Below are 21,102 nucleotides of genomic sequence, written 5' to 3' on the forward strand. Positions count from 1 at the left end.
TGCGCAAAATCGCCTGACCGTGCAAGCGCAGTCAGGACACCGCTGGCCCCTTGGAGCCCAGCGTGACCTGCACGATTTCGGGCGGCACGCCGAGGCGGAACGGCATGATGCTGCAGCCGAGGCCACCGGAGACGATGACATCGGTCTTCAGCTTGAGGTGGCCATAGGCGAGCCGCATGCCGTGTTTCACGGGCACGGCCGGCGACCAGCCGAGCAGGCGGATCTGGCCGCCATGGGTGTGGCCGGACAGTTGCAACGCGACGCGCGAGGGCACGCGGAGCGCGATGTCCGGTTCGTGCGCGAGCAGGATCACCGGCGCGTCGTCGGTGACCTTGGCCAATGTCGCGCCGAGATCGTCGACGCCGACATGGGCAACCTGCCGAACCCGCCACGCCGGCAGATAGGCGAGTTGATCGCCGAGGCCGGCGAGCCAGAACGGACGGCCGTCCTTGGTCAGCCGCACCGCATCGTTCTCGTAAACGGGGATGCCGACCCGCTCCAGCGCACGGCGGGCCAGCGGCGTGCCCTGCCCCAGACGCTGCACGGCCTTGTCTTCCCAATAGTCATGATTGCCGAGGATCGCATGCACGCCGAGCGGCGCCTTCAGGTCCTTAAGCACCGCGGCCCATTCGGAGGCCGGAATGAAGCGCGTGACGTGGCGGAGCCCCGCGACATAGTCGCCGAGCAGAACGATGATATCGGCACTCAGCGCATTGGTGCGCTCGACGATCTCCGAGATGCGATCGAGCGACATCCAGGGATCGCAGGCATGAATGTCGGCGAGCGCCGCGATCTTCAGCGGAAAATCCGCCGGCCATTGCCGCGGCGACAAATCGTACTTCGTGAGCGCCAGCCGGACGACCGGCTCGCTGACGCCATAGGCTGCGGTCGACGCACTGGCGGCGGTCAATCCGCCAACGGAACGGAGAAAATTGCGACGCGAAATCATGGAAACCCGATCGGTGATGCCCGATCGAGCTAGCCCCGGGATTGAAGCGGAATTGGGCCGCGTTTGTGCAGAAGGCCTGCAGGGTGTCGCAATGGTTACCGGCTGACGGCGCCGTGCGCCGCATCAACACGCATTCTCACGTCTTCGCTCACGTCTTCGAGAGCGGCACGTTTTAGTCGTCGTCGCCATCGCCGCCGAACAGGCCGAACTGCGCCGGATCGCGGTTCGGCTCGGCGAGACCGAGATGGCGGAAGGCGTGCGAGGTCAACAGCCGTCCGCGCGGGGTGCGCTGCAGGTAGCCGCACTGGATCAGATAGGGCTCGATGATGTCCTCGATCGCGTCACGCGGCTCCGACAGCGCCGCCGCCATCGTCTCGACGCCGACCGGGCCGCCGCCATAGTTCATCGCGATGGTGGTGAGGTAGCGGCGATCCATCGCATCGAGCCCGGCGCTGTCGACCTCGAGCGCGGAGAGCGCGCGATCGGCGATGCCGCGATCGATCGAATCGGCATCCGCCGCGGAGGCAAAATCTCTGACCCGGCGCAGCAGGCGCCCGGCGATGCGCGGCGTGCCGCGGGCGCGGCGCGCGATCTCGTTGGCGCCATCGGGTGTCATGCCGATTGTGAGCACGCGGGCGCCGCGGGTGACGATCTTCTCCAGTTCCTCGATGGTGTAGAAATTCAGCCGGATCGGGATGCCGAAGCGGTCGCGCAGCGGGTTGGTGAGAAGCCCCGCGCGCGTCGTGGCGCCGACCAGGGTAAATTTCGCCAGCTCGATCTTGACCGAGCGTGCCGCCGGGCCCTCGCCGATGATCAGGTCGAGCTGAAAGTCCTCCATCGCGGGATAGAGCACTTCCTCGACCGCCGGGCTCAAGCGATGGATCTCGTCGATGAACAGCACATCGCGTTCTTCGAGATTGGTGAGCAGCGCCGCGAGGTCGCCCGCCTTGGCGATCACGGGCCCGGAGGTGGCACGAAAGCCGACGCCGAGCTCGCGCGCCACGATCTGCGCCAGCGTGGTCTTGCCGAGGCCGGGGGGACCGACGAACAGCACGTGATCCAGCGCCTCGCCGCGCTTCTTTGCGGCTTCGATGAAGATCGAGAGATTCTTGCGCGCCTGCGCCTGGCCGACGAACTCCGACAGCGACTGCGGGCGCAGCGCGGTGTCGCCGACATCATCGGTACGGCGTTCGGGGGTGACGATGCGAGAGGGGGTGTTCATGGACGCAACATAACATGATCGCCACCTCCCCCCTTGCGGGGGAGGTCGGCGCGCAGCGCCGGGAGAGGGGTAAGCCACAAACGCCAGCGCCCGCGGCTACCCCTCTCCCCGGCCCTCCCCCGCAAGGGGGGAGGGAGCGCAGCGGGGCGCTCGGTCCGAGTGGCGCATAATTTCGGGGCACTCACTTCGACAATTCCTTCAACCCCAGCCGGATCAGTTGCGCGGTTTCCGCCTTCTCGCCGGCGCTGCGCGAGGCGGCAGCAATCGCGGCCGCCGCCTGCGGTTGACCGTAGCCGAGATTGACCAGCGCGGAGATCGCGTCCGTCACGGGGCGCGGCGCGCGGTTGTTGTCGAGCGCCCCGGACAGATGCACCACGGCCGGATCGACATTGGCAAAACCCGGCGCCTTGTCCTTCAATTCGGTCACGATACGTTCGGCCACCTTCGGACCGACCCCCGGGGTGCGCGCGACAGCTGCCTTGTCACGCAGCGCGATTGCGTTGGCGAGATCGGTCGGCGGCAACGTGCTGAGCACCGCGAGCGCGACCTTGGCGCCGACGCCCTGCACGGTCTGCAGCAGGCGAAACCATTCGCGCTCGTGATCCGAGCGGAAGCCGAATAGCTTGATCTGGTCCTCGCGGACATAGGTCTCGATTGATAGCACCGCCGCCTCGCCCGGCGACGGCAATGCCTGCAGCGTACGGCCCGCGCAATGCACCTGATAGCCGACGCCGCCGACATCGAGGATGACGTAATCCTCACCATAGGAATCGACCAGGCCCTTGAGCTTGCCGATCATGAGGCACCGGCCGATGGGTTCCCTCCCCCCTTGCGGGGTCCGAGGCGAGCGAAGCTCGCTCTCGAGGTTAGGGAGAAGGGTGCCGCTTGCTCGGCTGCGTGATGTGACACGAGAGCAGCTCGCGCAGGATGGATTGCACTAGCTTGCAACATCTCTTTGGTCGGAGCCCGGGGCTTACCCCTCTCCCCAACCTCGAGAGCGAGCTTCGCTCGCCTCGGACCCCGCAAGGGGGGAGGGAGCCTGACCAGCGTGCGCTCCTCACGTCCGAGCGTGCTCACCTCACCTCGCATGAACTCGCAAGCGTCACTCATAAGCTCGCCACCCTCAGACGCAGCGCGGTGCTCTGGCGATGATGGGCGTGGGTGATTGCGATCGCGAGCGCATCGGCGGCGTCGGCAGATCGCGGCTCGGCTTTCGGCAGCAGGATCTTCAGCATCACCTGGATCTGGGCCTTCTCGGCATGTCCCGCACCGACCACGGTCTTCTTGACTTGGTTCGGCGCATATTCGGCGACCGAGATGCCGAACATCGCGGGCGCCAGCATGGCGACGCCGCGGGCCTGGCCGAGCTTCAGCGTGGCGACACCGTCCTTGTTGACGAAGGTCGCTTCCACCGCAGCTTCCGCCGGCTTGAAGTCGCCGAGCACGGCGGCAAGCCCCTCATGGATCGCGAGCAGGCGGCTCGCCAGCGGCAGGTCGTCCGGCGGCTCGACCGAGCCGCATCCGATATAGACGAGACGATTGCCCTCGGTCTCGATCACGCCCCAGCCGGTGCGGCGGAGGCCCGGATCGATACCGATGATGCGGACGGGGGAGCGAATCGGCTGGGATGTCATGGGGTAGTGATACCGCCTGCCTGCTACGAGCGAAACAGAAACAGAACGTCGTCCCCTGCCCCGGTCGTCATTCCCGCGAAAGCGGGGATCCAGTACGCCACGGCTTATCGGCTCAAGCCCATCTGCCTCTGGAATTACTGGGTCGCCCGGTCGAGCCGGGCGATGACAGCGGAGCAAGCGGATCAGCCGCCCAACTTCGCCATCAGTGCGTCGGACACTTCGAAATTGGCGAATACGTTCTGCACGTCGTCGTGGTCGTTGAGCAGGTCCATCAGCTTCAACAGCTTTTCGCCGGTCTCGTCGTCGACTGAGAGGATATTCTGCGGCTTCCAGATCAGCGCCGCCTTGCGCGCTTCGCCGAACTTCGCCTCCAAGGCCTTGGCAACCTCACGAAAGGTCTCCTGGGACGCATAGACCTCGTGGCCACTTTCGCTGGAGGCGACGTCGTCGGCGCCGGCCTCGATCGCGGCATCCAGCATGGCGTCGTCGGAGGCGACGCTGGAATCATATTCGATGACGCCGGTGCGGTCGAACATGAAGGCGACCGAGCCGGTTTCGCCGAGATTGCCGCCGGACTTGGTGAAGAAGGAGCGGATGTCGGAGGCCGCACGGTTGCGGTTATCGGTCAGTGCCTCGACGATCACGGCGACGCCGCCGGGGCCGTAGCCCTCATAGCGGATCTCATCATAATTCTCGCCATCGCTGCCGGCGGCCTTCTTGATTGCCCGCTCGATATTGTCCTTGGGCATGTTCTCGACGCGGGCGGCGACCACGGCTGCGCGCAGGCGCGCATTCATCGCGGGGTCGGGGGTGCCGAGCTTGGCCGCTACGGTGATTTCGCGGGCCAACTTGCCGAAAAGCTTCGACTTCTGGGCATCCTGCCGGCCCTTGCGGTGCATGATGTTCTTGAATTGGGAATGGCCGGCCATGCGGAGTCTCTTGGTAGGTGTCAGTCAAACGGGGTGGAAAACGCGGCGTTATAAGCCCGTCGCGGGCCAAAATCAAAGATCAGCGAGGCCTTCCGGTACAGGAACAGGTCCGTATGCCGGAATATGAGGCACCTGTTAACCCTGACTTCATGACCGGGTGAGAGGATCACGCGTCTCATCTCAATTCCCAAGATCAACTCCGAAGAGTCACCATGGCGTTCGGTTTGTTTCGAAGGCGAGGACCGGAGCCGGTCGCGCCTGCCATAGAATCAAGGGTTCCCGCGCTAGCGGTCGCACCCGAGACCCCGACCTCGGCCGAGAGCGATTCGGCCAGGGAAATCCTGGAACTGCTCGAACTTGAGCTCGGCGGCATGATCCGCAAGCTCGAGCGCGCCGCCAGTTCCGTGGCCGACGGCGCCGAGGCGACCGCTGCAACCCTGGCCACCATCCGCGCGCGCACCGACGCCCTGACCGGCCGCTCAAGCGCTGCGCAGAGCACCGCGACGACGTTTTCGAATGCCGCCGGCAGGTTCACCCATTCCGCTGAGGGCATCGGCCAGCAGGTTCGCAGCGCCAGCAGACTGGCCGATGACGCCGCCGCCGCGGCCCGCGAGGCCACCGCCAATGTCGACCGCTTGCGCGAATCCTCCGCCGCGATCGGCAACGTCGTCAATTTGATTGCGCAGATCGCGCGGCAGACCACGCTGCTGGCGCTCAACTCGACGATCGAGGCGGCGCGCGCCGGCGCCGCGGGCAAGGGCTTTGCGGTGGTCGCCACCGAGGTCAAGGCGCTGGCGGTGCAGACCCAGAGCGCGACCGAGGAGATCACGAAGAAGATCGATGCCCTGCAGAAGGACGCCACCGGGTCCGCGGACGCCGTCCACCGCATCTCGCAGGCGATCGAGGCGATCCGCCCGGTGTTCGAAAACGTCAACGGCGCGGTCGCCGAGCAGAACCAGATCACCGGCGAGATGGGCCAGAACGCAGCGTCCGCCTCGGACTTCATCGTCTCGGTCGGCGACAGCGCCGGCGAGATCGACAGCGCGACCAGGGAAGCGGCTGTTCATGGCGACGATGTCGCCAAGGCCGGCAAGGCGGTGACCGCCTTCGCCCAGAAGCTCAAGTCACGCTGCGCGGTGCTGTTGCGCCAGAACGAGCGCGGCGATCATCGCAAGAACGAGCGCCTGCCCTGCAGCCTCAAAATCGAGATCAAGACCGCAACGCGCACGATCACCGCACCCGTCTACGAGATCGCGATGGACGGCATCGTGATCGCCGGTCAGGACGCCGACAAGTTGCCGGCTCACGAGAGCCTCACCGCGACGCTGCAGGATATCGGCGCCTGCCGGATCAGGATCGGTGAACGCACCAAGGCCGGCGCCCAGGCGCGGTTCGAGGCGCCGAGTGCCGCGCTGCGCGAAGCGATCGAAGACAAGATGTGGGCGATCCACGAGGAGAACACCGAATTCGTCGCCCGCGCGATGGAAGCCGGCGCCGCGCTGACCCGGATCTTCGAGAATGGCGTCGCGAGCGGCGCGGTCGCGATCGAGGATATGTTCGACACCAATTATGTCGAGATCGCCGGAACCAATCCGGTGCAGTACCGCACCAGGATGCTCGACTGGGCGGACCGCGCGTTGCCGCCGTTCCTGGAGGCGTTCCTCGCCAAGGAGAAGCGCCTGGCGTTCTGCGCCGCGGCTGACCAGAACGGCTATCTGCCGGTCCACAACAAGATCTACTCGCATCCGCAGCGGCCGGGCGACGTCGCCTACAACACCGCCAACAGCCGCAACCGCCGCATCTTCAATGACGCCGCAGGCCTTGCCGCCGGCCATAACCAGCGCGCCTATCTGATCCAGAGCTATGCGCGCGACATGGGCAACGGCAACACCGTGATGATGCGCGAGATCGACGTGCCGATCCGCGTGCAGGGACGGCATTGGGGTGGTTTCCGGACCGCCTACAAGCTTTGATCGAAACCGCGCACGGAGCGCATGCAGCGATGTCGGTTGCGCAAGCCGAACAGCAGGTGACCTCGACCAGCGAGCGGCTGGTCGATCAACTCGCCAACAGGATCGGTGGACTCGGCGTCGAACTCGCCGATGTCGCCGGCAACGTCCAGGACGTCGCTGCCCGCGTCCTGGGCCAGTCGGAGCGCTTCGGCGATCTGCAGAAGACCGCCGAGCAGATGGTTTCGGCCAACCACAACATCGCCGGCGCCTCGCAGGCCGTCTTGTCGGCAACCACGGCCGCGGTCGGCGAGATCACCCAGTCGCGCGCCGTGGTCGAGACCGCGGTCCGGCACATTGCCGAGCTGATCGAGGCGGTCGGCCGCATCGAGCATCGCCTGGCGTCAGTCGGCACCGCGCTCGCCAGCGTCGCAAAAGTCTCCGGATCGATCGAGGCGATCGCGCGGCAGACCAATCTCCTGGCGTTGAACGCCACCATCGAGGCGGCGCGGGCCGGCGCCGCCGGACGCGGTTTTGCGGTCGTCGCAAGTGAAGTGAAGAATCTCGCCGAGGCGACCCGGCAGGCGACCCAGTCGATCGGAGATACGGTTCGCGGCCTCGACGGCCAGGTCACCAGCCTGATCGGCGAGAGCAGCGATGCCACGGTGCGGGCCAAGGACGCCGGCGACGGCGCCGCGCAGATCCAGAGCATCATCGCACGCGTGCAGAGCGGCTTTACCTCGGTCGGACACGAGATCGATGCCGTCGCCAAGGCCGCCACCACCAATCTCGAACAATGCGACCGCGTGATCTCGGAACTCGGCCATCTCGCCGGCGGCGTCGACCTGTCATCGAAGGAACTGAAGCAGGCCGACGGACGGGTGGCGAGGCTGCTCGAACTCTCCGAGAGCCTGATCGTGATGATCGCCGACAGCGGCGTGCAGACTTCCGACGCGCCGCTGATCCGCGTCGTGATCGAGACCGCGAAGCAGATGTCCGGGCTGTTCGAGGACGCGATCGGGCGCGGCGAGATCACCCTCACGCAGCTGATGGACGAAAAATATCGCGAGATCGCGGGCACCGATCCGAAGCAGTATCTGACCGATTACACCGCCTTCACCGATCGCGTGCTGCCCGCGATCCAGGACCCGATCCAGCAAAGCGATCCGCGCATCGTGTTCTGCGTCGCCTGGGCCAAAGGCGGCTATCTGCCGACCCACAATCCGAATTATCGCCTGCCGCAGGGGCCGGACCCGGTCTGGAACAACGCCAATTGCCGCAACCGCCGCCTGTTCAACGACCGCGCGGTGAAGAAGGTCGCGGCCAATACAAAACCGTTTCTGCTGCAGACCTACCGGCGCGACATGGGTGGCGGCAACTTTGTCCTGATGAAGGACCTGTCATCGCCCATCGTCGTCCGCGGCCGTCACTGGGGCGCGTTCCGGATGGGCTTCCGGCAAAGCTGAGGACAAACAAATTCGAGCGCCCGCTCTTGGCAATTGCCAATCGAGCACTGAATGACGACCGTCATCTCAATTAGCCTAAAACTGAAGCTGATATGCCGCACGATCGCGTGAACGATAGCAGCCTCGATCGAGCAGCCTTCATGCAAATCAGGCATCATGCAAATTGGGCTTGCGGACGAACTCTTCGCTTCCCAACTTATCGCAGCGCGGTAGTGTTGCGGGCAACGTGTCCGCTGCCCGCGGCCATCGATCCTGGGGGTGCTTATGGCAATAACGTTGACCATCAACGGCGAAGCGAAATCCTTCGATGCCCCCGCCGAAATGCCGCTGCTCTGGGTCTTGCGCGACATTCTCGGCATGACCGGAACCAAGTTCGGTTGCGGCATCGCGCAATGCGGCGCGTGTACGGTGCACATTGACGGCAAGCCGGTGCGATCCTGCGTGCTTCCCGTCGGCGCGCTGCACGACAAGGCCGTCACCACGATCGAGGGAATCGGCGCATCGGCTGCCGGTGCCAAGGTGCAAAAGGCCTGGCTCGATCTCGAGGTGATCCAGTGCGGCTATTGTCAGTCGGGCCAGATCATGTCGGCTGCGGCGCTGCTCGCATCGACACCAAGTCCCGATGATTCCGATATCGACGCCGCCATGGCGGGAAACATCTGCCGCTGCGGCACCTATGTCCGGATCCGGGCCGCCATCAAGCAGGCCGCCTCCGGGCGCCAGTCATAGGAGCGGCGTCATGACATCAGCTGAAAAACAGTCCGACGCCGTTTCCCGCCGCGCGCTGCTCGCCGGCGGTCTTGCAAGCGGCTTCCTGCTCGCCTTCTACCTTCCGGTCCGGGCCGCCAACGAGCCAACACAGCCGCCGGAGGCGACCGACGGCGAATTCGCGCCCAACGCCTTCATTCGCATCGATCCCGCCGGCCTGACCACGCTTGTGATGCCGCAAGTCGAGATGGGCCAGGGAATCTATACCTCAATCGCGATGATCCTGGCCGAAGAGCTCGACGCGGATTTCTCGAACATCGTCCTGGAGCACGCGCCGCCCAACGAAAAACTGTACGCGAATCCGATTTTCGGGATCCAGGCGACAGGCGGCTCGACATCGGTGCGCGCGTTCTGGAAGCCGCTTCGCGAAGCCGGCGCAACGGCCCGCGCCATACTGATTCAGGTCGCCGCGAAGCAATGGCAGGTCGAACCCGGGACATGCGTCGCGTCGTATGGCGAGGTGATCCATTCGCAGAGCGGGCGCAGGCTCGGCTACGGCGCGCTGGCGCGGGACGCCAATGGGCAAACACCGCCGAAGAATGTCGCGGTCAAGGACCCGAAGGATTTCGTGCTGATCGGCAAGCCCGTGAAGCGCTTCGACACCCCGGACAAGGTCAACGGCACGACGATCTATGGCATCGACGCCATGGTTCCGGGCATGAAATTCGCGACCTTGGCGTCGTCTCCGGTGTTCGGCGGCAAGATCGGCAAGGTCGACGACACCGCGGCGAAAAAACTTCCGGGCGTTCGGCAGGTCATCGTTCTCGACGACCTGGTGGCAGTGGTCGGCGACCACATGTGGGCGGCAAAAAAGGGCCTCGAAGCACTCGACGTGACCTGGAATGAGGGCGCCAATGCGCGTCTCAATTCCAAGGACATCTGGGAAGATCTGCGCGCCGCCAGCGAAAAGGACGGCGCGGTCGCGAAATCCGACGGTGATATCGCCAGGGGGCTTGCGACCGGTGACAAACTCGAAGCCGCCTTTGAGTTGCCGTTTCTCGCGCATGCGACCATGGAGCCGTTGAACTGCACCGTTCATTTCAAGGGCGACTCCTGCGAGATCTGGACCGGCACGCAAATCATGGCGCGGGTGCAGTCGGAGGCAGCGAAGGCAGCTGGGCTGCCGGCCGAGAAGGTGACCGTGAACCAGCATCTGATCGGCGGCGGTTTCGGCCGCAGGCTCGAGCCCGACATGGTGGTCGCGGCGGTTCGCATTGCCAAGCAGGTCGACGGACCGGTCAAGGTGGTGTGGACCCGCGAGGAGGACATGCAGCACGACGTTTATCGGCCGGTCTATCGCGACACAATCGCCGCCACGCTGTCCGGCGGCAAGATCGTCGGCTGGAAATATCGCATCACGGGCGCGGCCATCATCGCGCGCTGGCTGCCACCGGCGTTCCAGAAGGGCGTCGACATCGACGCCGTCGACGGCGCCGTGGACATTCCCTACGACATCCCCAACATCCACATCGAATACAACAGGGCCGAGCCGCCGGCGGTGCCGACCGGCTTCTGGCGCGGCGTCGGTCCCAACAACAACGTGTTCGCCATGGAATGCTTCATGGACGAACTCGCGCGCAAGGCCGGCAAGGACCCGGTCACGTTCCGCCGCGACATGCTTGGCAAGAACCCGCGCCAGTTGGCCGCGCTCAACCTCGCCGTGGAAAAGTCAAACTGGGGCCAGCCCCTTCCCGCGCGCGTCGGGCGCGGCGTTTGTGCGCAGCCATCGTTCGGCAGCTACCTCGCCACGGTGGTGGAAGCGGAAATCGACGAACAGGGCGAGGTGCATCTGCGTCGCGTCACAACGGCGGTCGACACCGGCATTGCGGTCAATCCTGATACCATCGCGGCGCAGATCGAAGGCGGGCTGATCTTCGGCCTGACCGCCGCGCTCTATGGCGAAATCACCATCGACAAGGGACGGGTGCAGCAGTCCAATTTCCACGACTATCGCATGCTGCGGATCGACCAGGCCCCGAAGATCGACATTCATCTGATCAAGAGCGGCGAGGCGCCCGGAGGCATCGGCGAGACCGGCGTGACGGCGGGTCCGCCCGCTTTGCGCAACGCCATCTACGCCGCGACCGGCGTCGCGCTGCGGAGGCTTCCGATTGATCGCAGGCTGATCGCCGCGGAGAAGAAGGCATGAGCTCCGCCACGCGCCGCATCCTCGGAAGCATCGTCGCGATCGTGGTGGTCGCACTCATTGTCGGCGTCTGGGTCATTCGCGGCCCCGGGCCGATGGCGTTCGGGACCGGCCCGAATGTCGAACTCTCCGAATACAAGGACACCAATCCAACCGGCGTACCAGCCTCTCTGGCCAAGGCGAGCCTCGTCGAACGCGGCGAATATCTGGCGAAGGCGGCGGACTGCATGGTCTGCCACACCGCGCAGGGCGGCAAGGAATATGCCGGCGGCCTCGGGTTCAAATTGCCGTTCGGCATACTCTATTCGACCAACATCACGCCGGACAAGGAAACCGGGATCGGCAATTACAGCGACCAGGAGTTCCTGAATGCCTTGCATGCCGGCATCCGCCGCGACGGCGCGCGGCTTTATCCGGCGATGCCATACACGTCCTACACCTACATCACCGACGCAGATGCATTGGCGATCAAGGCCTATCTGTTCAGCCTGCCGCCAGTGCGCGCAGAACCACCGGTCAATACGCTGGCATTTCCATTCAATCAGCGCTGGGGAATGATGTTCTGGTCGGCGGTGTTCAACCCGGATACGCGGTTCGAGCCGGATATTTCGAAGTCGCCCGAATGGAATCGCGGTGCCTATCTCGCAGAGGCGCTGGCGCATTGCGGCGAATGCCACACGCCGCGAAACCTGGCGTTTGCGCTGAACAACCGCAAGAAATTCGCGGGCGCCCTCACCGCCGGCTGGCGCGCCTTCAACATCACGTCGGACAAGTCCACCGGCCTCGGCAATTGGAGCGATGAGGATCTCGCGGCCTATCTCTCGAACGGGCATGCGACCGGCCACGGCACTGCGTCGGGCCCGATGGGCGAGGCCGTCGACCACAGTTTCAGCCAATTCGCACCCGAAGACATCCGCGCGGTCGTGGCCTATCTGCGCAGCGTGCCGCCGGTCGCCTCACCCGATTTGCCGGCGACCACGGCGCCGCCCGCCTCCGCCTCGCACAAGGAAGGCCCGACGGCTGATGCGCGCGGCAAGATGGTGTTCGAGGGCGCCTGCGTCAGCTGCCACGGCTGGAGCGGTGAGAGCGCCGTCTCGCCGATGGCGACCCTGACCGGCGCGTGGGCCGTGAACGATCCCGGCGCAACCAACGTCGCGCAGATCGTGATATCGGGTACCAAGCGGCATACGCCCGATGGCGCACTCTCGATGCCGGCCTTCGGCCACGTCTATTCCGACGACGAGATCGCAGCGGTCGCCAATTACGTGACCGCGCGGTTCGGCACCAGGGGATCGAAACTCACGGCGCAGGACGTGGCGGAGTTGCGCGAGCAGACGGCGCAGTAGCTCCGGATTCTCACACCCAGAAACTTGGCACCGCGGGCTCGAGCCGGCCGCCGGCCCGCACCGGTGCGATCTTTGTGGCAAGACCGGTCGCGTCGTCGGTCTCGACCGCGACGCCGCTCAGCGTCGCAGGCCCCGCGGCCGGCTCGAACCGGCCGGACGGAATGCCGGTGAGGAAGCGCTGCAGCGGCTCCTCCTTCTGCATGCCGATCACCGAATCATAATCGCCGGTCATCCCGGCATCGCTCATATAGGCGGTACCGGCAGGCAAGACCTGATGATCGGCGGTCGGCACATGGGTGTGGGTGCCGACCACAAGGCTGACGCGGCCGTCGCAGAAGAAGCCGATGCCCTGCTTCTCGCTGGTGGCCTCGGCATGGAAATCCAGCACGATGGCGTCGGCGCCCTCGCGCAAGGGACAAGCCTCGAGCTCGCGCTCGATCGCTGCGAAGGGATCGTTGGAGGACGGCTCCATGAACACGCGGCCGATCGCATTGATGACGAGCGCGCGCTTGCCGTTCTTGGTATCGATCAGCGCCGAACCACGGCCGGGAGAATGGCGCGGAAAATTCAACGGGCGGATCAGGCGCGGCGCGCGCTCGATGAAGACCAGCGCCTCCTTCTGATTCCAGGCGTGGTTGCCGAGCGTGATCGCATCGGCGCCGGCGTCGAGCAGTTCCTGGTAGATCGCCTCGGTGATGCCGAAGCCACCGGCGGAGTTCTCGCCATTGACGATGACGAGATCGAGCGACCAGTCCTTGACCATGCCGGGGAGGTGGTCGGTGATGGCGGTGCGGCCGGTCCTGCCGACGACGTCACCAACGAAGAGAATACGCAATGCTAGGCACTCCGGAAATCGAACGTCTTACGCTCCGTTAGCACATAATCCAGCGAGACGTCGTGCGACAGCGCCGGAATTACTTTGGTTTCCTGTGCGGCGAAAGCAAGCCCGGCACCGATCACGTGCTTGGCTTTGCGCAGATGCGCGAAGGTATAGTCGTAATAGCCGGCGCCATAGCCGATGCGGTGACCGAGCCGGTCGAAGGCCGCGAGCGGCACCAGCATGACGTCCGGCTGCACCTCGGCCGCGGCCGGCGACGGCTCGGGGATGCCGAGCGGCCCGAGCATCAGCCGGTCATGCGGCGACCAGACGCGGAAGGTCAGCGACTGGCCGCGCGCATTGACGCAGGGCAGCGCGAGGCGCGCACCTTTGGCTGCGAGTTTCAGCATCAGCGGGGCCGGATCGATCTCGCTGCGGATCGGCGAATAGCCCGAGACGATCATGCCCTGCGCGATCTCGAACGGCGCGCCGCGCTTGGCCAGCGCCTCGGCGGCGGCGCCGCGCTGCTCGTCGCTCAGCGCATCGCGCTTGGCGAGCGCCAGCGCCCGAAGCTCGGCCTTCGATGGAGATGCGTGCATGACCCATCTTCCGCTGTCATCGTCCCCAGGAGCGCACGATCCGGTATTCCAGAGACGCTTGCATTCTTGACTGACAGGCCGCGCCGCACTGGATACCCCGCAAGGAATCCCGCATCGGACGAACCAAAGGCGAGACCCGATGACGGGATACGCGACTGCACCTCAATCGCCACAACGCGACGACTAAGGAAACAGACGAAATTCAGTGCGAAGCCACAGAGGCCGTTGGAGCGCTCGATCCCGGAGTTCCCTACGAAAGTAGGTGGGCACCATATGTCCGAGTCCACGGACCCGGCCAGGGACAGTTCCCTAAAGGATCGATAAGGCCCCGGGGATATTATGGCTCCTGACGCACGACGCAGCTTCGCGAGGACCAATGTAGCGACGAAGTCGCGGTTCCGCCAGCGGGAAGAACCTACAATCCCGGCCAGCTCCGTCTTCCGTCATTGCGAGCGGAGCGAAGCAATCCATGCCACCGCGCCGAGGGATGGATTGCTTCGCTCCGCTCGCAATGACGAGTTCGGGGTCGACTACCCGATCGCGATCCCGCCGCCGACCGTGCGGTTGAGCACTTGCGTGGTGCGTTCGATCCGCTCGGCGGCGGCATTGAGTGCGTTGGAGACCGCCGTCTGAGTCGCGCGGGCGCGGTCGGTGGCCGCGACGCGCGCGTTGCGTAGCTGCTCGACCTCTTCCTCGAGGGTGCGGATGCGTGCCCCGGCGTCGAGCAGTTCGTCGCAGGCGGTGAGCGCGGCCATCACGGTCAGCCTGGCGTCGCCGATCTCGCCGAACTTGCCGCGCAGGGATTCCACGCGGGATTCCAGATTCTCCGCGAGCTTGAGCAACCGCACCTCCTGGCCCTCCTCGCAGGCCATCCGGTATTGCCGGCCGTTGATGGTGACGTTGATGTGGCTCATTTGCTGTCTCCACCCTCGAGCACGGCGCGGATGGTGCCGATCGCCGTGTCGAGTTTTTCCGCGATCTCGCGATTGGTGCGTTCGAGCCTGCGCGTCTTCACCAGCGACCCGTCGAGCTCGTCGGCAAGCCTTGAGCGGTCGGCCCCGAGCGCCTGGATCCGGCTCGCCAGTTCGTTCTCGTCGCGGTCGGCTTCGCGGCGCCGCTCCACCGAGCTCTCCAGCGCATCGAGTGCCGACATCAGCCGCTTGGTTGCAGCATCGATGTCGGCAAGAGGTGCCTCGGTATTGCCAGACCCGTTGGCGGGACGATCACTCATGAGACGCGGCGCGGACCCTTGATATAAGCCTGATGCAAGCCTGCATATAAGCCTGCCTGGGCTAGCCTGCTGCACGGCAAAACTGGCGTTTCGGCAAGCGTTTAGGAGACGAAATTTACGTGGCAAGCGAGCCCAGCGCAACGCCAGCGCAGAACTATGCACCGATCAATCAAAATGGGCGATTCGGAGCAACTTTTCCCCGTTTTGGGGCGTTTGATCGCCTTGGACTTCGGGAATTGAGGTGCTAATCCACCCTCAACCCCGTAAGGCCATCACGCGCGTGTCGCGGCTGCCCGCCCCGACGCATCTCGCAAGCTAGCTCCTCATTTCAGGCGGAATTTCATCATGACGCAGGTCGATCATACCCGTATGGCCAATGCGATCCGTGGCCTTGCCATGGACGCCGTCGAGAAGGCGAACTCCGGCCATCCAGGTCTGCCGATGGGCGCCGCCGACATGGCGACGGTGTTGTTCACGCAATTCCTGAAATTCGACGCGGCCGATCCGGCCTGGCCGGATCGCGACCGCTTCGTCCTGTCGGCCGGCCACGGCTCGATGCTGCTCTATGCGTTGCTGTACCTCACCGGCAACAAGGAGATGACGCTCGACCAGCTCAAGCATTTCCGTCAGCTCGGTTCGCTGACCCCGGGACACCCCGAGAATTTCCACACCAAGGGCATCGAGACCACCACCGGCCCGCTCGGCCAGGGCATCGCGACCGCGGTCGGCATGGCGCTGGCCGAGAAGATGCTCGCCGCCGAATTCGGCAAGAAGATCGTCAACCACCACACCTATGTGATCGCCTCCGACGGCGACCTGATGGAAGGCATCTCGCAGGAAGCGATCGCGCTGGCCGGCCACTGGCGCCTGAACAAGATGATCGTGCTGTACGACGACAACGGCATCTCGATCGACGGCCCGACCTCGATCTCCGACTCGGTCGACCAGGTGAAGCGCTTCAAGTCGGCCGGCTGGGCCTCCGAACTGATCGACGGCCAGGACCAGCAGGCGATCGCGGCCGCGATCACCCGCGCACAGAAGTCCAGCAAGCCGACGATGATCGCCTGCAAGACCACGATCGGCTACGGCGCCCCGCACAAGGCCGGCACCAACAAAGCCCATGGCGAGGCGCTCGGCGCCGAGGAGTTGAAGGGCGCTAAGGAAAAGCTCGGCATCTCGCTCGAGCCGTTCTCGGTGCCGGACGACGTGCTGAAGGCATGGCGCGAGGCCGGCAGCCGCGGCGCTGCCGCACACAAGGAATGGGACGAGCAGTTCGCCCAGCTCGGCACCCGCAAGCGTGCCGAATTCGAGCGCCGCCTCCGCCACGAGCGTCCGCAGGCGCTTGCGAAAGCGCTGCGCGCCCACAAGAAGTCGCTGCTGGAAAAGCCGCTCAACATCGCGACCCGCAAATCGTCGGAAGCCGCGATCGAGGTGATCGCCGCCGCGATGCCGATGGAATTCGTGGCCGGGTCCGCCGACCTCACCGGCTCCAACAACAACAAGGCGAAGTCGGCAGAGGATTTTGCCGCCAAGACGCCGAAGGGCCGCTTTATCCATTACGGCATCCGCGAACACGGCATGGCAGCGTGCCTCAACGGCATCTTCCTGCACGGCGGTTTCGCGCCGAACGGCGCGACCTTTCTGGTGTTCACCGACTATGCGCGCGGCGCGATGCGGCTGTCGGCGCTGATGGGCACCGGTGTCGTTTATGTCATGACCCATGATTCGATCGGCCTCGGCGAGGACGGCCCGACGCATCAGCCGGTCGAACATCTTTCCGCACTGCGTGCGATTCCCAACATGCGCGTGTTCCGCCCCTGCGACGCCGTCGAAACCGCCGAGTGCTGGGAGCTCGCGCTAAACCGCATTGATGGTCCGACAGTGCTGGCGCTGACCCGCCAGAACCTGCCGCAGCTCCGCACCACGGCACCGAACGACATCCCGTGCAGCCACGGTGCCTACGAACTGGTGCCGGCGCAGGGTGACGCAAAAGTGTCATTGTTCGCGTCGGGTTCCGAGGTCGAGATCGCGGTTGCCGCGCAGAAGCAGCTCGCCGAGCGTGGCATTGCGACGCGGGTGGTATCGGTGCCGTCGCTGGAATTGCTGCTGGCACAGCCCGCCGAACGGCAAAACGCCATCATCGGCAATGCTCCGGTCAAGATCGCGATCGAGGCTGCGGTGCGCTGGGGCTGGGATGCGGTGATCGGCCGCGATGGTGAATTCATAGGCATGCACGGTTTCGGTGCCAGCGGCCCGGCGAAGGACCTTTACAAGCACTTCGGCATTACTGCTGAGGCCGTCGTTAACGCTGCGCTGAAGCGCGTCTGACGCTGGCCTGACACCCGCCCGCCGAAGGTTGAGCTTGCCGCGAAAAAGGATTACCAAAGCTCCATCTTTTCCGTACGCGCCCGGCCGAACCGGACGTTCCGCCGTAACACCTTCGTGGGACACCTCCCGCGCGGCGGGCAGCAGCTTTTAGAGGAGAGACGAGCATGGCAATCCGCGTCGCGATCAACGGGTTTGGCCGCATCGGCCGCAATGTGTTGCGTGCCATCGCCGAGTCCGGCCGCAAGGACATCGAGGTGGTCGGCATCAATGACCTCGGCCCGGTCGAGACCAATGCGCACCTGCTGCGCTTCGACTCCGTGCACGGCCGCTTCCCCGGCACGGTGACCGTCGACGGCGACTCGATCAGCGTCGGCAACGGCAAGATCAAGGTCTCGGCCGAACGCGATCCGACCAAGCTGCCCTGGAAAGAGCTCGGCGTCGACGTCGCGCTGGAATGCACCGGCATCTTCACCGCCAAGGACAAGGCCTCCGCCCACCTCACCGCCGGCGCCAAGCGCGTGCTGGTCTCGGCTCCGGCCGATGGCGCGGATGCGACGATCGTCTACGGCGTCAACCACGACACGCTGACCAGGGACCATCTGGTGATCTCGAATGGGTCCTGCACCACCAACTGCCTGGCGCCGGTCGCCAAGGTGCTGAACGACACCGTCGGCATCGAGACCGGCTTCATGACCACGATCCACGCCTATACCGGCGACCAGCCGACCTTGGACACCCTGCACAAGGATCTCTATCGCGGCCGCGCGGCGGCGATGTCGATGATCCCGACCTCGACGGGGGCTGCAAAGGCGATCGGCCTGGTGCTGCCGGAACTGAAGGGCAAGCTCGACGGCGTCTCGGTCCGCGTACCGGTCCCGAACGTCTCGGTGATCGACCTCAAGATCGTCGCCAAGCGCAACACCGATGTGAAGGAAATCAACGAGGCGATGAAGCGGGCCTCCGAGCAAGAGCTCAAAGGCGTCCTCGGCTACACCACCGCGCCGAACGTCTCGATCGACTTCAACCACGATCCGCACTCGTCGACCTTCCACATGGACCAGACCAAGGTGCAGAACGGCAATTTCGTGCGCGTGATGTCGTGGTACGACAATGAGTGGGGCTTCTCCAATCGCATGGCCGACACCGCGGTCGCAATCGGAAAGCTGCTGTAAGGCACACTGAATGACCCTTCCGGCCTGGATCGGCATTCCCGGCGCGGTTCTGTTGATCGCGTTCATCGTGTACGGCTTCCGCCAGGGCACGAAGGTGACGACCAGGCAGGAAGGGAATCCGCCAGAGCGCGATTTTCCCTCCTGACCTGTGGTCATCGCATGAACAAATTCCGCACCCTCGACGACGTCGATGTGAAGGGCAAGCGCGTGCTGCTGCGCGTGGACCTCAACGTCCCCATGGACAATGGCCGCGTCACCGACGCCACGCGGCTCGAGCGCGTCGCTCCCACCATCACCGAAATCTCCGACAAGGGCGGCAAGGTGATCCTGCTCGCCCATTTCGGCCGGCCCAAGGGACGCGATCCCAAGGACTCGCTCAAGCCCGTCGCCGAAGAACTGTCGAAGGTCATCAAGCGTCCCGTCGCCTTCGCCGACGACTGCATCGGCGGGGTGGCGGCCAAGGCCGTCGGCGCCATGAAAGACGGCGATATCCTCTGCCTGGAGAACACGCGCTTCCACAAGGAGGAAGAGAAGAACGATTCCGGCTTCGTCGCGGAGCTCGCCAAGCTCGGCGACATCTGGGTCAACGACGCCTTCTCGGCCGCACATCGCGCGCACGCCTCGACCGAAGGCCTCGGCCACAAGCTTCCGGCCTATGCCGGCCGCACCATGCAGGCCGAACTCGACGCGCTTGGCAAGGCGCTGGATGCGCCGACCAAGCCCGTGATCGCGATCATCGGCGGCGCCAAGGTGTCGACCAAGATCGACCTGCTGGAAAACCTGGTGGGCAAGGTAGACGCGCTGGTGATCGGCGGCGGCATGGCCAACACCTTCCTGCACGCGCAGGGCGTCGGCATCGGTAAGTCGCTCGCCGAAAAGGATCTTGCCGCGACCGCGCTGCGCATCATGGTGAAGGCCAACGCCGCCAACTGCGCCATCATCCTGCCGGTCGACGCCGTCGTCGCCAGCCAGTTCGCGGCCAACGCGCCGTCGCATGCCTACGGCCTCGACGCGATCCCCGCCGACGGCATGATCCTCGACGTCGGCCCGCAATCGATCGCGCGCATCCATGCTGCGATCGACGATGCGGCGACCCTGGTCTGGAACGGCCCGCTCGGTGCCTTCGAGCTGACACCGTTCGACCGCGGCACGGTGGTGTCGGCCAAGCATGCCGCCGAACGCACCAAAGCCAAGAAGCTGATCTCGGTCGCCGGTGGCGGCGACACCGTGGCGGCGCTCAACCAGGCGGGCGTCGCCGGAGATTTTTCCTACGTCTCGACCGCGGGCGGCGCGTTTCTTGAATGGATGGAAGGCAAGCCGCTGCCGGGCGTCGAAGTTCTGAAGAAGGGCTGATTCACGGGTTCACGCGCGAAAGCGCTGTAAATGCAGGGAGAAACTGAATGGCACGCATTACGTTGCGGCAATTGCTCGACCACGCAGCCGAGCACGACTACGGCGTACCGGCGTTCAACATCAACAATATGGAGCAGGCGTTGTCGATTATGGCGGCAGCCTCCGAGGTCGATGCCCCCGTCATCATCCAGGCCTCGCGCGGCGCGCGCTCGTATGCCAACGACGTCATGCTCAAGCACATGATGGACGCCGTCACCGAGATCTATCCGCAGATTCCGGTTTGTGTGCATCTCGACCACGGCAACGAGCCCGCCACCTGCATGACCGCGATTCAGGCCGGCTTCACCTCGGTGATGATGGACGGCTCGCTGAAGGCCGACGGCAAGACCCCGGGCGACTGGGACTACAATGTCGGCGTCACCAGGACCGTGACCGGCATGGCCCATCTCGGCGGCATCTCGGTCGAAGGCGAACTCGGCGTGCTCGGCTCGCTCGAGACGGGCATGGGCGACAAGGAAGACGGCCACGGCGCCGAGGGCAAGCTGTCGCATGACCAGCTTCTCACCAATCCCGACGAAGCCGTGAAGTTCGTCAAGGAAACCAGGGTCGACGCACTGGCGATCGCGATGGGCACTTCACACGGCGCCTACAAGTTCACCCGCAAGCCCGACGGCGACATCCTCGCCATGAAGGTGATCGAGGAGATCCACCGCAAGCTGCCGAACACGCATCTGGTGATGCACGGCTCCTCGTCGGTGCCGCAGGATTTGCAGGAGATCATCAACGCCAATGGCGGCAAGATGAAAGCGACCTGGGGCGTGCCTGTTACCGAGATCCAGCGCGGCATCAAGAACGGCGTGCGCAAGATCAATATCGATACCGACAACCGGATGGCGATGACCGGCCAGATCCGCAAGGTCCTGCACGAAAATCCGGAAGAGTTCGATCCGCGCAAATACCTGAAGCCGGCGATGGAAGCGATGACCAAGCTGTGCAAGCAGCGCCTGCAGGAGTTCAACACCGCAGGCCAGGCCAGCAAGATCAAGAAGGTCCTGACCACGGCCGAGATGGCCAAGCGCTACGCCAAGGGCGAACTCGATCCCAAGGTTGCCTGAACCATATCGCCTGACAACATCAACGACGGGACACCGGTTCTGACACAGTCGGAGGCGGTGTTCCGATCGGCGGCCTGC

The 21,102-nt window shown here is 64.9% G+C and carries 19 protein-coding genes and 1 other RNA gene; 10 read left to right on the forward strand and 10 right to left on the reverse strand.

Features of this window, described 5'->3' with window-relative positions; all coding sequences use genetic code 11:
* Positions 1-31: 31 nt before the first annotated feature.
* The 5 genes from ACP2YO_RS43495 to ACP2YO_RS43515 all read right to left on the reverse strand — a co-directional run bounded on the left by ACP2YO_RS43495 (position 32) and on the right by ACP2YO_RS43515 (position 4,734).
* The gene (locus ACP2YO_RS43495) at positions 32-949 is read right to left on the reverse strand and encodes a metallophosphoesterase (RefSeq protein WP_426437293.1); all 918 of its coding nucleotides are present in this window, start codon (positions 947-949) and stop codon (positions 32-34) included.
* Positions 950-1,121: 172 nt separating this feature from the next.
* Complete coding sequence (gene ruvB / locus ACP2YO_RS43500; protein ID WP_426437294.1) at positions 1,122-2,171, reverse strand: Holliday junction branch migration DNA helicase RuvB; 1,050 nt, start codon at positions 2,169-2,171, stop codon at positions 1,122-1,124.
* Between the two features lie 181 nt (positions 2,172-2,352).
* Positions 2,353-2,970, reverse strand: a complete 618-nt coding sequence (gene ruvA, locus ACP2YO_RS43505; RefSeq protein WP_426437295.1) for a Holliday junction branch migration protein RuvA — start codon at positions 2,968-2,970, stop codon at positions 2,353-2,355.
* 307 nt (positions 2,971-3,277) lie between these two features.
* Positions 3,278-3,805 carry a crossover junction endodeoxyribonuclease RuvC gene (gene ruvC, locus ACP2YO_RS43510; RefSeq protein ID WP_426437296.1) on the reverse strand — a complete coding sequence of 176 codons (528 nt, stop codon included), beginning with the start codon at positions 3,803-3,805 and terminating at the stop codon, positions 3,278-3,280.
* Positions 3,806-3,987: 182 nt separating this feature from the next.
* Positions 3,988-4,734 (reverse strand): YebC/PmpR family DNA-binding transcriptional regulator, encoded by a 747-nt coding sequence (locus ACP2YO_RS43515; protein ID WP_426437297.1) that lies wholly within the window; start codon positions 4,732-4,734, stop codon positions 3,988-3,990.
* Positions 4,735-4,946: 212 nt separating this feature from the next.
* Here ACP2YO_RS43515 and ACP2YO_RS43520 point away from each other — a divergent pair, with 212 nt between their 5' ends.
* From ACP2YO_RS43520 to ACP2YO_RS43540, 5 genes are all read left to right on the forward strand, one after another.
* On the forward strand, positions 4,947-6,707 hold the full coding sequence (locus ACP2YO_RS43520; protein WP_426437298.1) for a methyl-accepting chemotaxis protein: 1,761 nt from the start codon (positions 4,947-4,949) through the stop codon (positions 6,705-6,707).
* 29 nt (positions 6,708-6,736) lie between these two features.
* A complete protein-coding gene (locus ACP2YO_RS43525; protein WP_426437299.1) occupies positions 6,737-8,149 on the forward strand; it encodes a methyl-accepting chemotaxis protein in 1,413 nt (470 codons plus the stop codon).
* Positions 8,150-8,413: 264 nt separating this feature from the next.
* The gene (locus ACP2YO_RS43530; RefSeq protein WP_426437300.1) at positions 8,414-8,878 is read left to right on the forward strand and encodes a (2Fe-2S)-binding protein; all 465 of its coding nucleotides are present in this window, start codon (positions 8,414-8,416) and stop codon (positions 8,876-8,878) included.
* Between the two features lie 10 nt (positions 8,879-8,888).
* Entirely contained in the window at positions 8,889-11,066 is a 2,178-nt protein-coding gene (locus ACP2YO_RS43535) for a molybdopterin cofactor-binding domain-containing protein (protein ID WP_426437301.1), read from the forward strand.
* Positions 11,063-12,409, forward strand: a complete 1,347-nt coding sequence (locus ACP2YO_RS43540; RefSeq protein WP_426437302.1) for a c-type cytochrome — start codon at positions 11,063-11,065, stop codon at positions 12,407-12,409. The genes ACP2YO_RS43535 and ACP2YO_RS43540 overlap by 4 nt, the downstream gene beginning before the upstream one ends.
* 10 nt (positions 12,410-12,419) lie before the next feature.
* On the opposite strand, the gene ACP2YO_RS43545 is transcribed toward ACP2YO_RS43540, so the two are convergent.
* From ACP2YO_RS43545 to ACP2YO_RS43565, 5 genes are all read right to left on the reverse strand, one after another.
* On the reverse strand, positions 12,420-13,244 hold the full coding sequence (locus tag ACP2YO_RS43545; protein WP_426437303.1) for a TIGR00282 family metallophosphoesterase: 825 nt from the start codon (positions 13,242-13,244) through the stop codon (positions 12,420-12,422).
* Between the two features lie 2 nt (positions 13,245-13,246).
* The gene (locus ACP2YO_RS43550) at positions 13,247-13,825 is read right to left on the reverse strand and encodes a 5-formyltetrahydrofolate cyclo-ligase (RefSeq protein ID WP_426437304.1); all 579 of its coding nucleotides are present in this window, start codon (positions 13,823-13,825) and stop codon (positions 13,247-13,249) included.
* A 206-nt stretch (positions 13,826-14,031) separates the two neighbouring features.
* A non-coding RNA gene (ssrS, locus tag ACP2YO_RS43555) (6S RNA) lies at positions 14,032-14,193 on the reverse strand.
* A gap of 162 nt (positions 14,194-14,355) precedes the next feature.
* Positions 14,356-14,739: a cell division protein ZapA gene (locus ACP2YO_RS43560; protein ID WP_426437305.1), complete on the reverse strand. Its 384-nt coding sequence runs from the start codon at positions 14,737-14,739 to the stop codon at positions 14,356-14,358.
* Complete coding sequence (locus tag ACP2YO_RS43565; protein WP_426437306.1) at positions 14,736-15,056, reverse strand: DUF4164 domain-containing protein; 321 nt, start codon at positions 15,054-15,056, stop codon at positions 14,736-14,738. The genes ACP2YO_RS43560 and ACP2YO_RS43565 overlap by 4 nt, the downstream gene beginning before the upstream one ends.
* Positions 15,057-15,401: 345 nt before the next feature.
* Here ACP2YO_RS43565 and tkt point away from each other — a divergent pair, with 345 nt between their 5' ends.
* The 5 genes from tkt to fba all read left to right on the forward strand — a co-directional run bounded on the left by tkt (position 15,402) and on the right by fba (position 21,024).
* Positions 15,402-17,384 carry a transketolase gene (gene tkt / locus ACP2YO_RS43570; RefSeq protein WP_426437307.1) on the forward strand — a complete coding sequence of 661 codons (1,983 nt, stop codon included), beginning with the start codon at positions 15,402-15,404 and terminating at the stop codon, positions 17,382-17,384.
* 164 nt (positions 17,385-17,548) lie between these two features.
* Positions 17,549-18,556, forward strand: coding sequence for a type I glyceraldehyde-3-phosphate dehydrogenase (gap, locus tag ACP2YO_RS43575; RefSeq protein ID WP_426437308.1), 1,008 nt, complete (start codon positions 17,549-17,551; stop codon positions 18,554-18,556).
* 10 nt (positions 18,557-18,566) lie between these two features.
* Positions 18,567-18,701 carry a hypothetical protein gene (locus ACP2YO_RS43580; RefSeq protein WP_426437309.1) on the forward strand — a complete coding sequence of 45 codons (135 nt, stop codon included), beginning with the start codon at positions 18,567-18,569 and terminating at the stop codon, positions 18,699-18,701.
* 14 nt (positions 18,702-18,715) lie between these two features.
* The gene (locus ACP2YO_RS43585; protein WP_426437310.1) at positions 18,716-19,909 is read left to right on the forward strand and encodes a phosphoglycerate kinase; all 1,194 of its coding nucleotides are present in this window, start codon (positions 18,716-18,718) and stop codon (positions 19,907-19,909) included.
* Between the two features lie 47 nt (positions 19,910-19,956).
* Positions 19,957-21,024 carry a class II fructose-bisphosphate aldolase gene (fba, locus tag ACP2YO_RS43590; RefSeq protein WP_426437311.1) on the forward strand — a complete coding sequence of 356 codons (1,068 nt, stop codon included), beginning with the start codon at positions 19,957-19,959 and terminating at the stop codon, positions 21,022-21,024.
* The last annotated feature ends 78 nt before the right edge of the window (positions 21,025-21,102 follow it).

It is taken from the genome of Bradyrhizobium genosp. P (assembly GCF_049949265.1).
GTDB lineage: Bacteria > Pseudomonadota > Alphaproteobacteria > Rhizobiales > Xanthobacteraceae > Bradyrhizobium.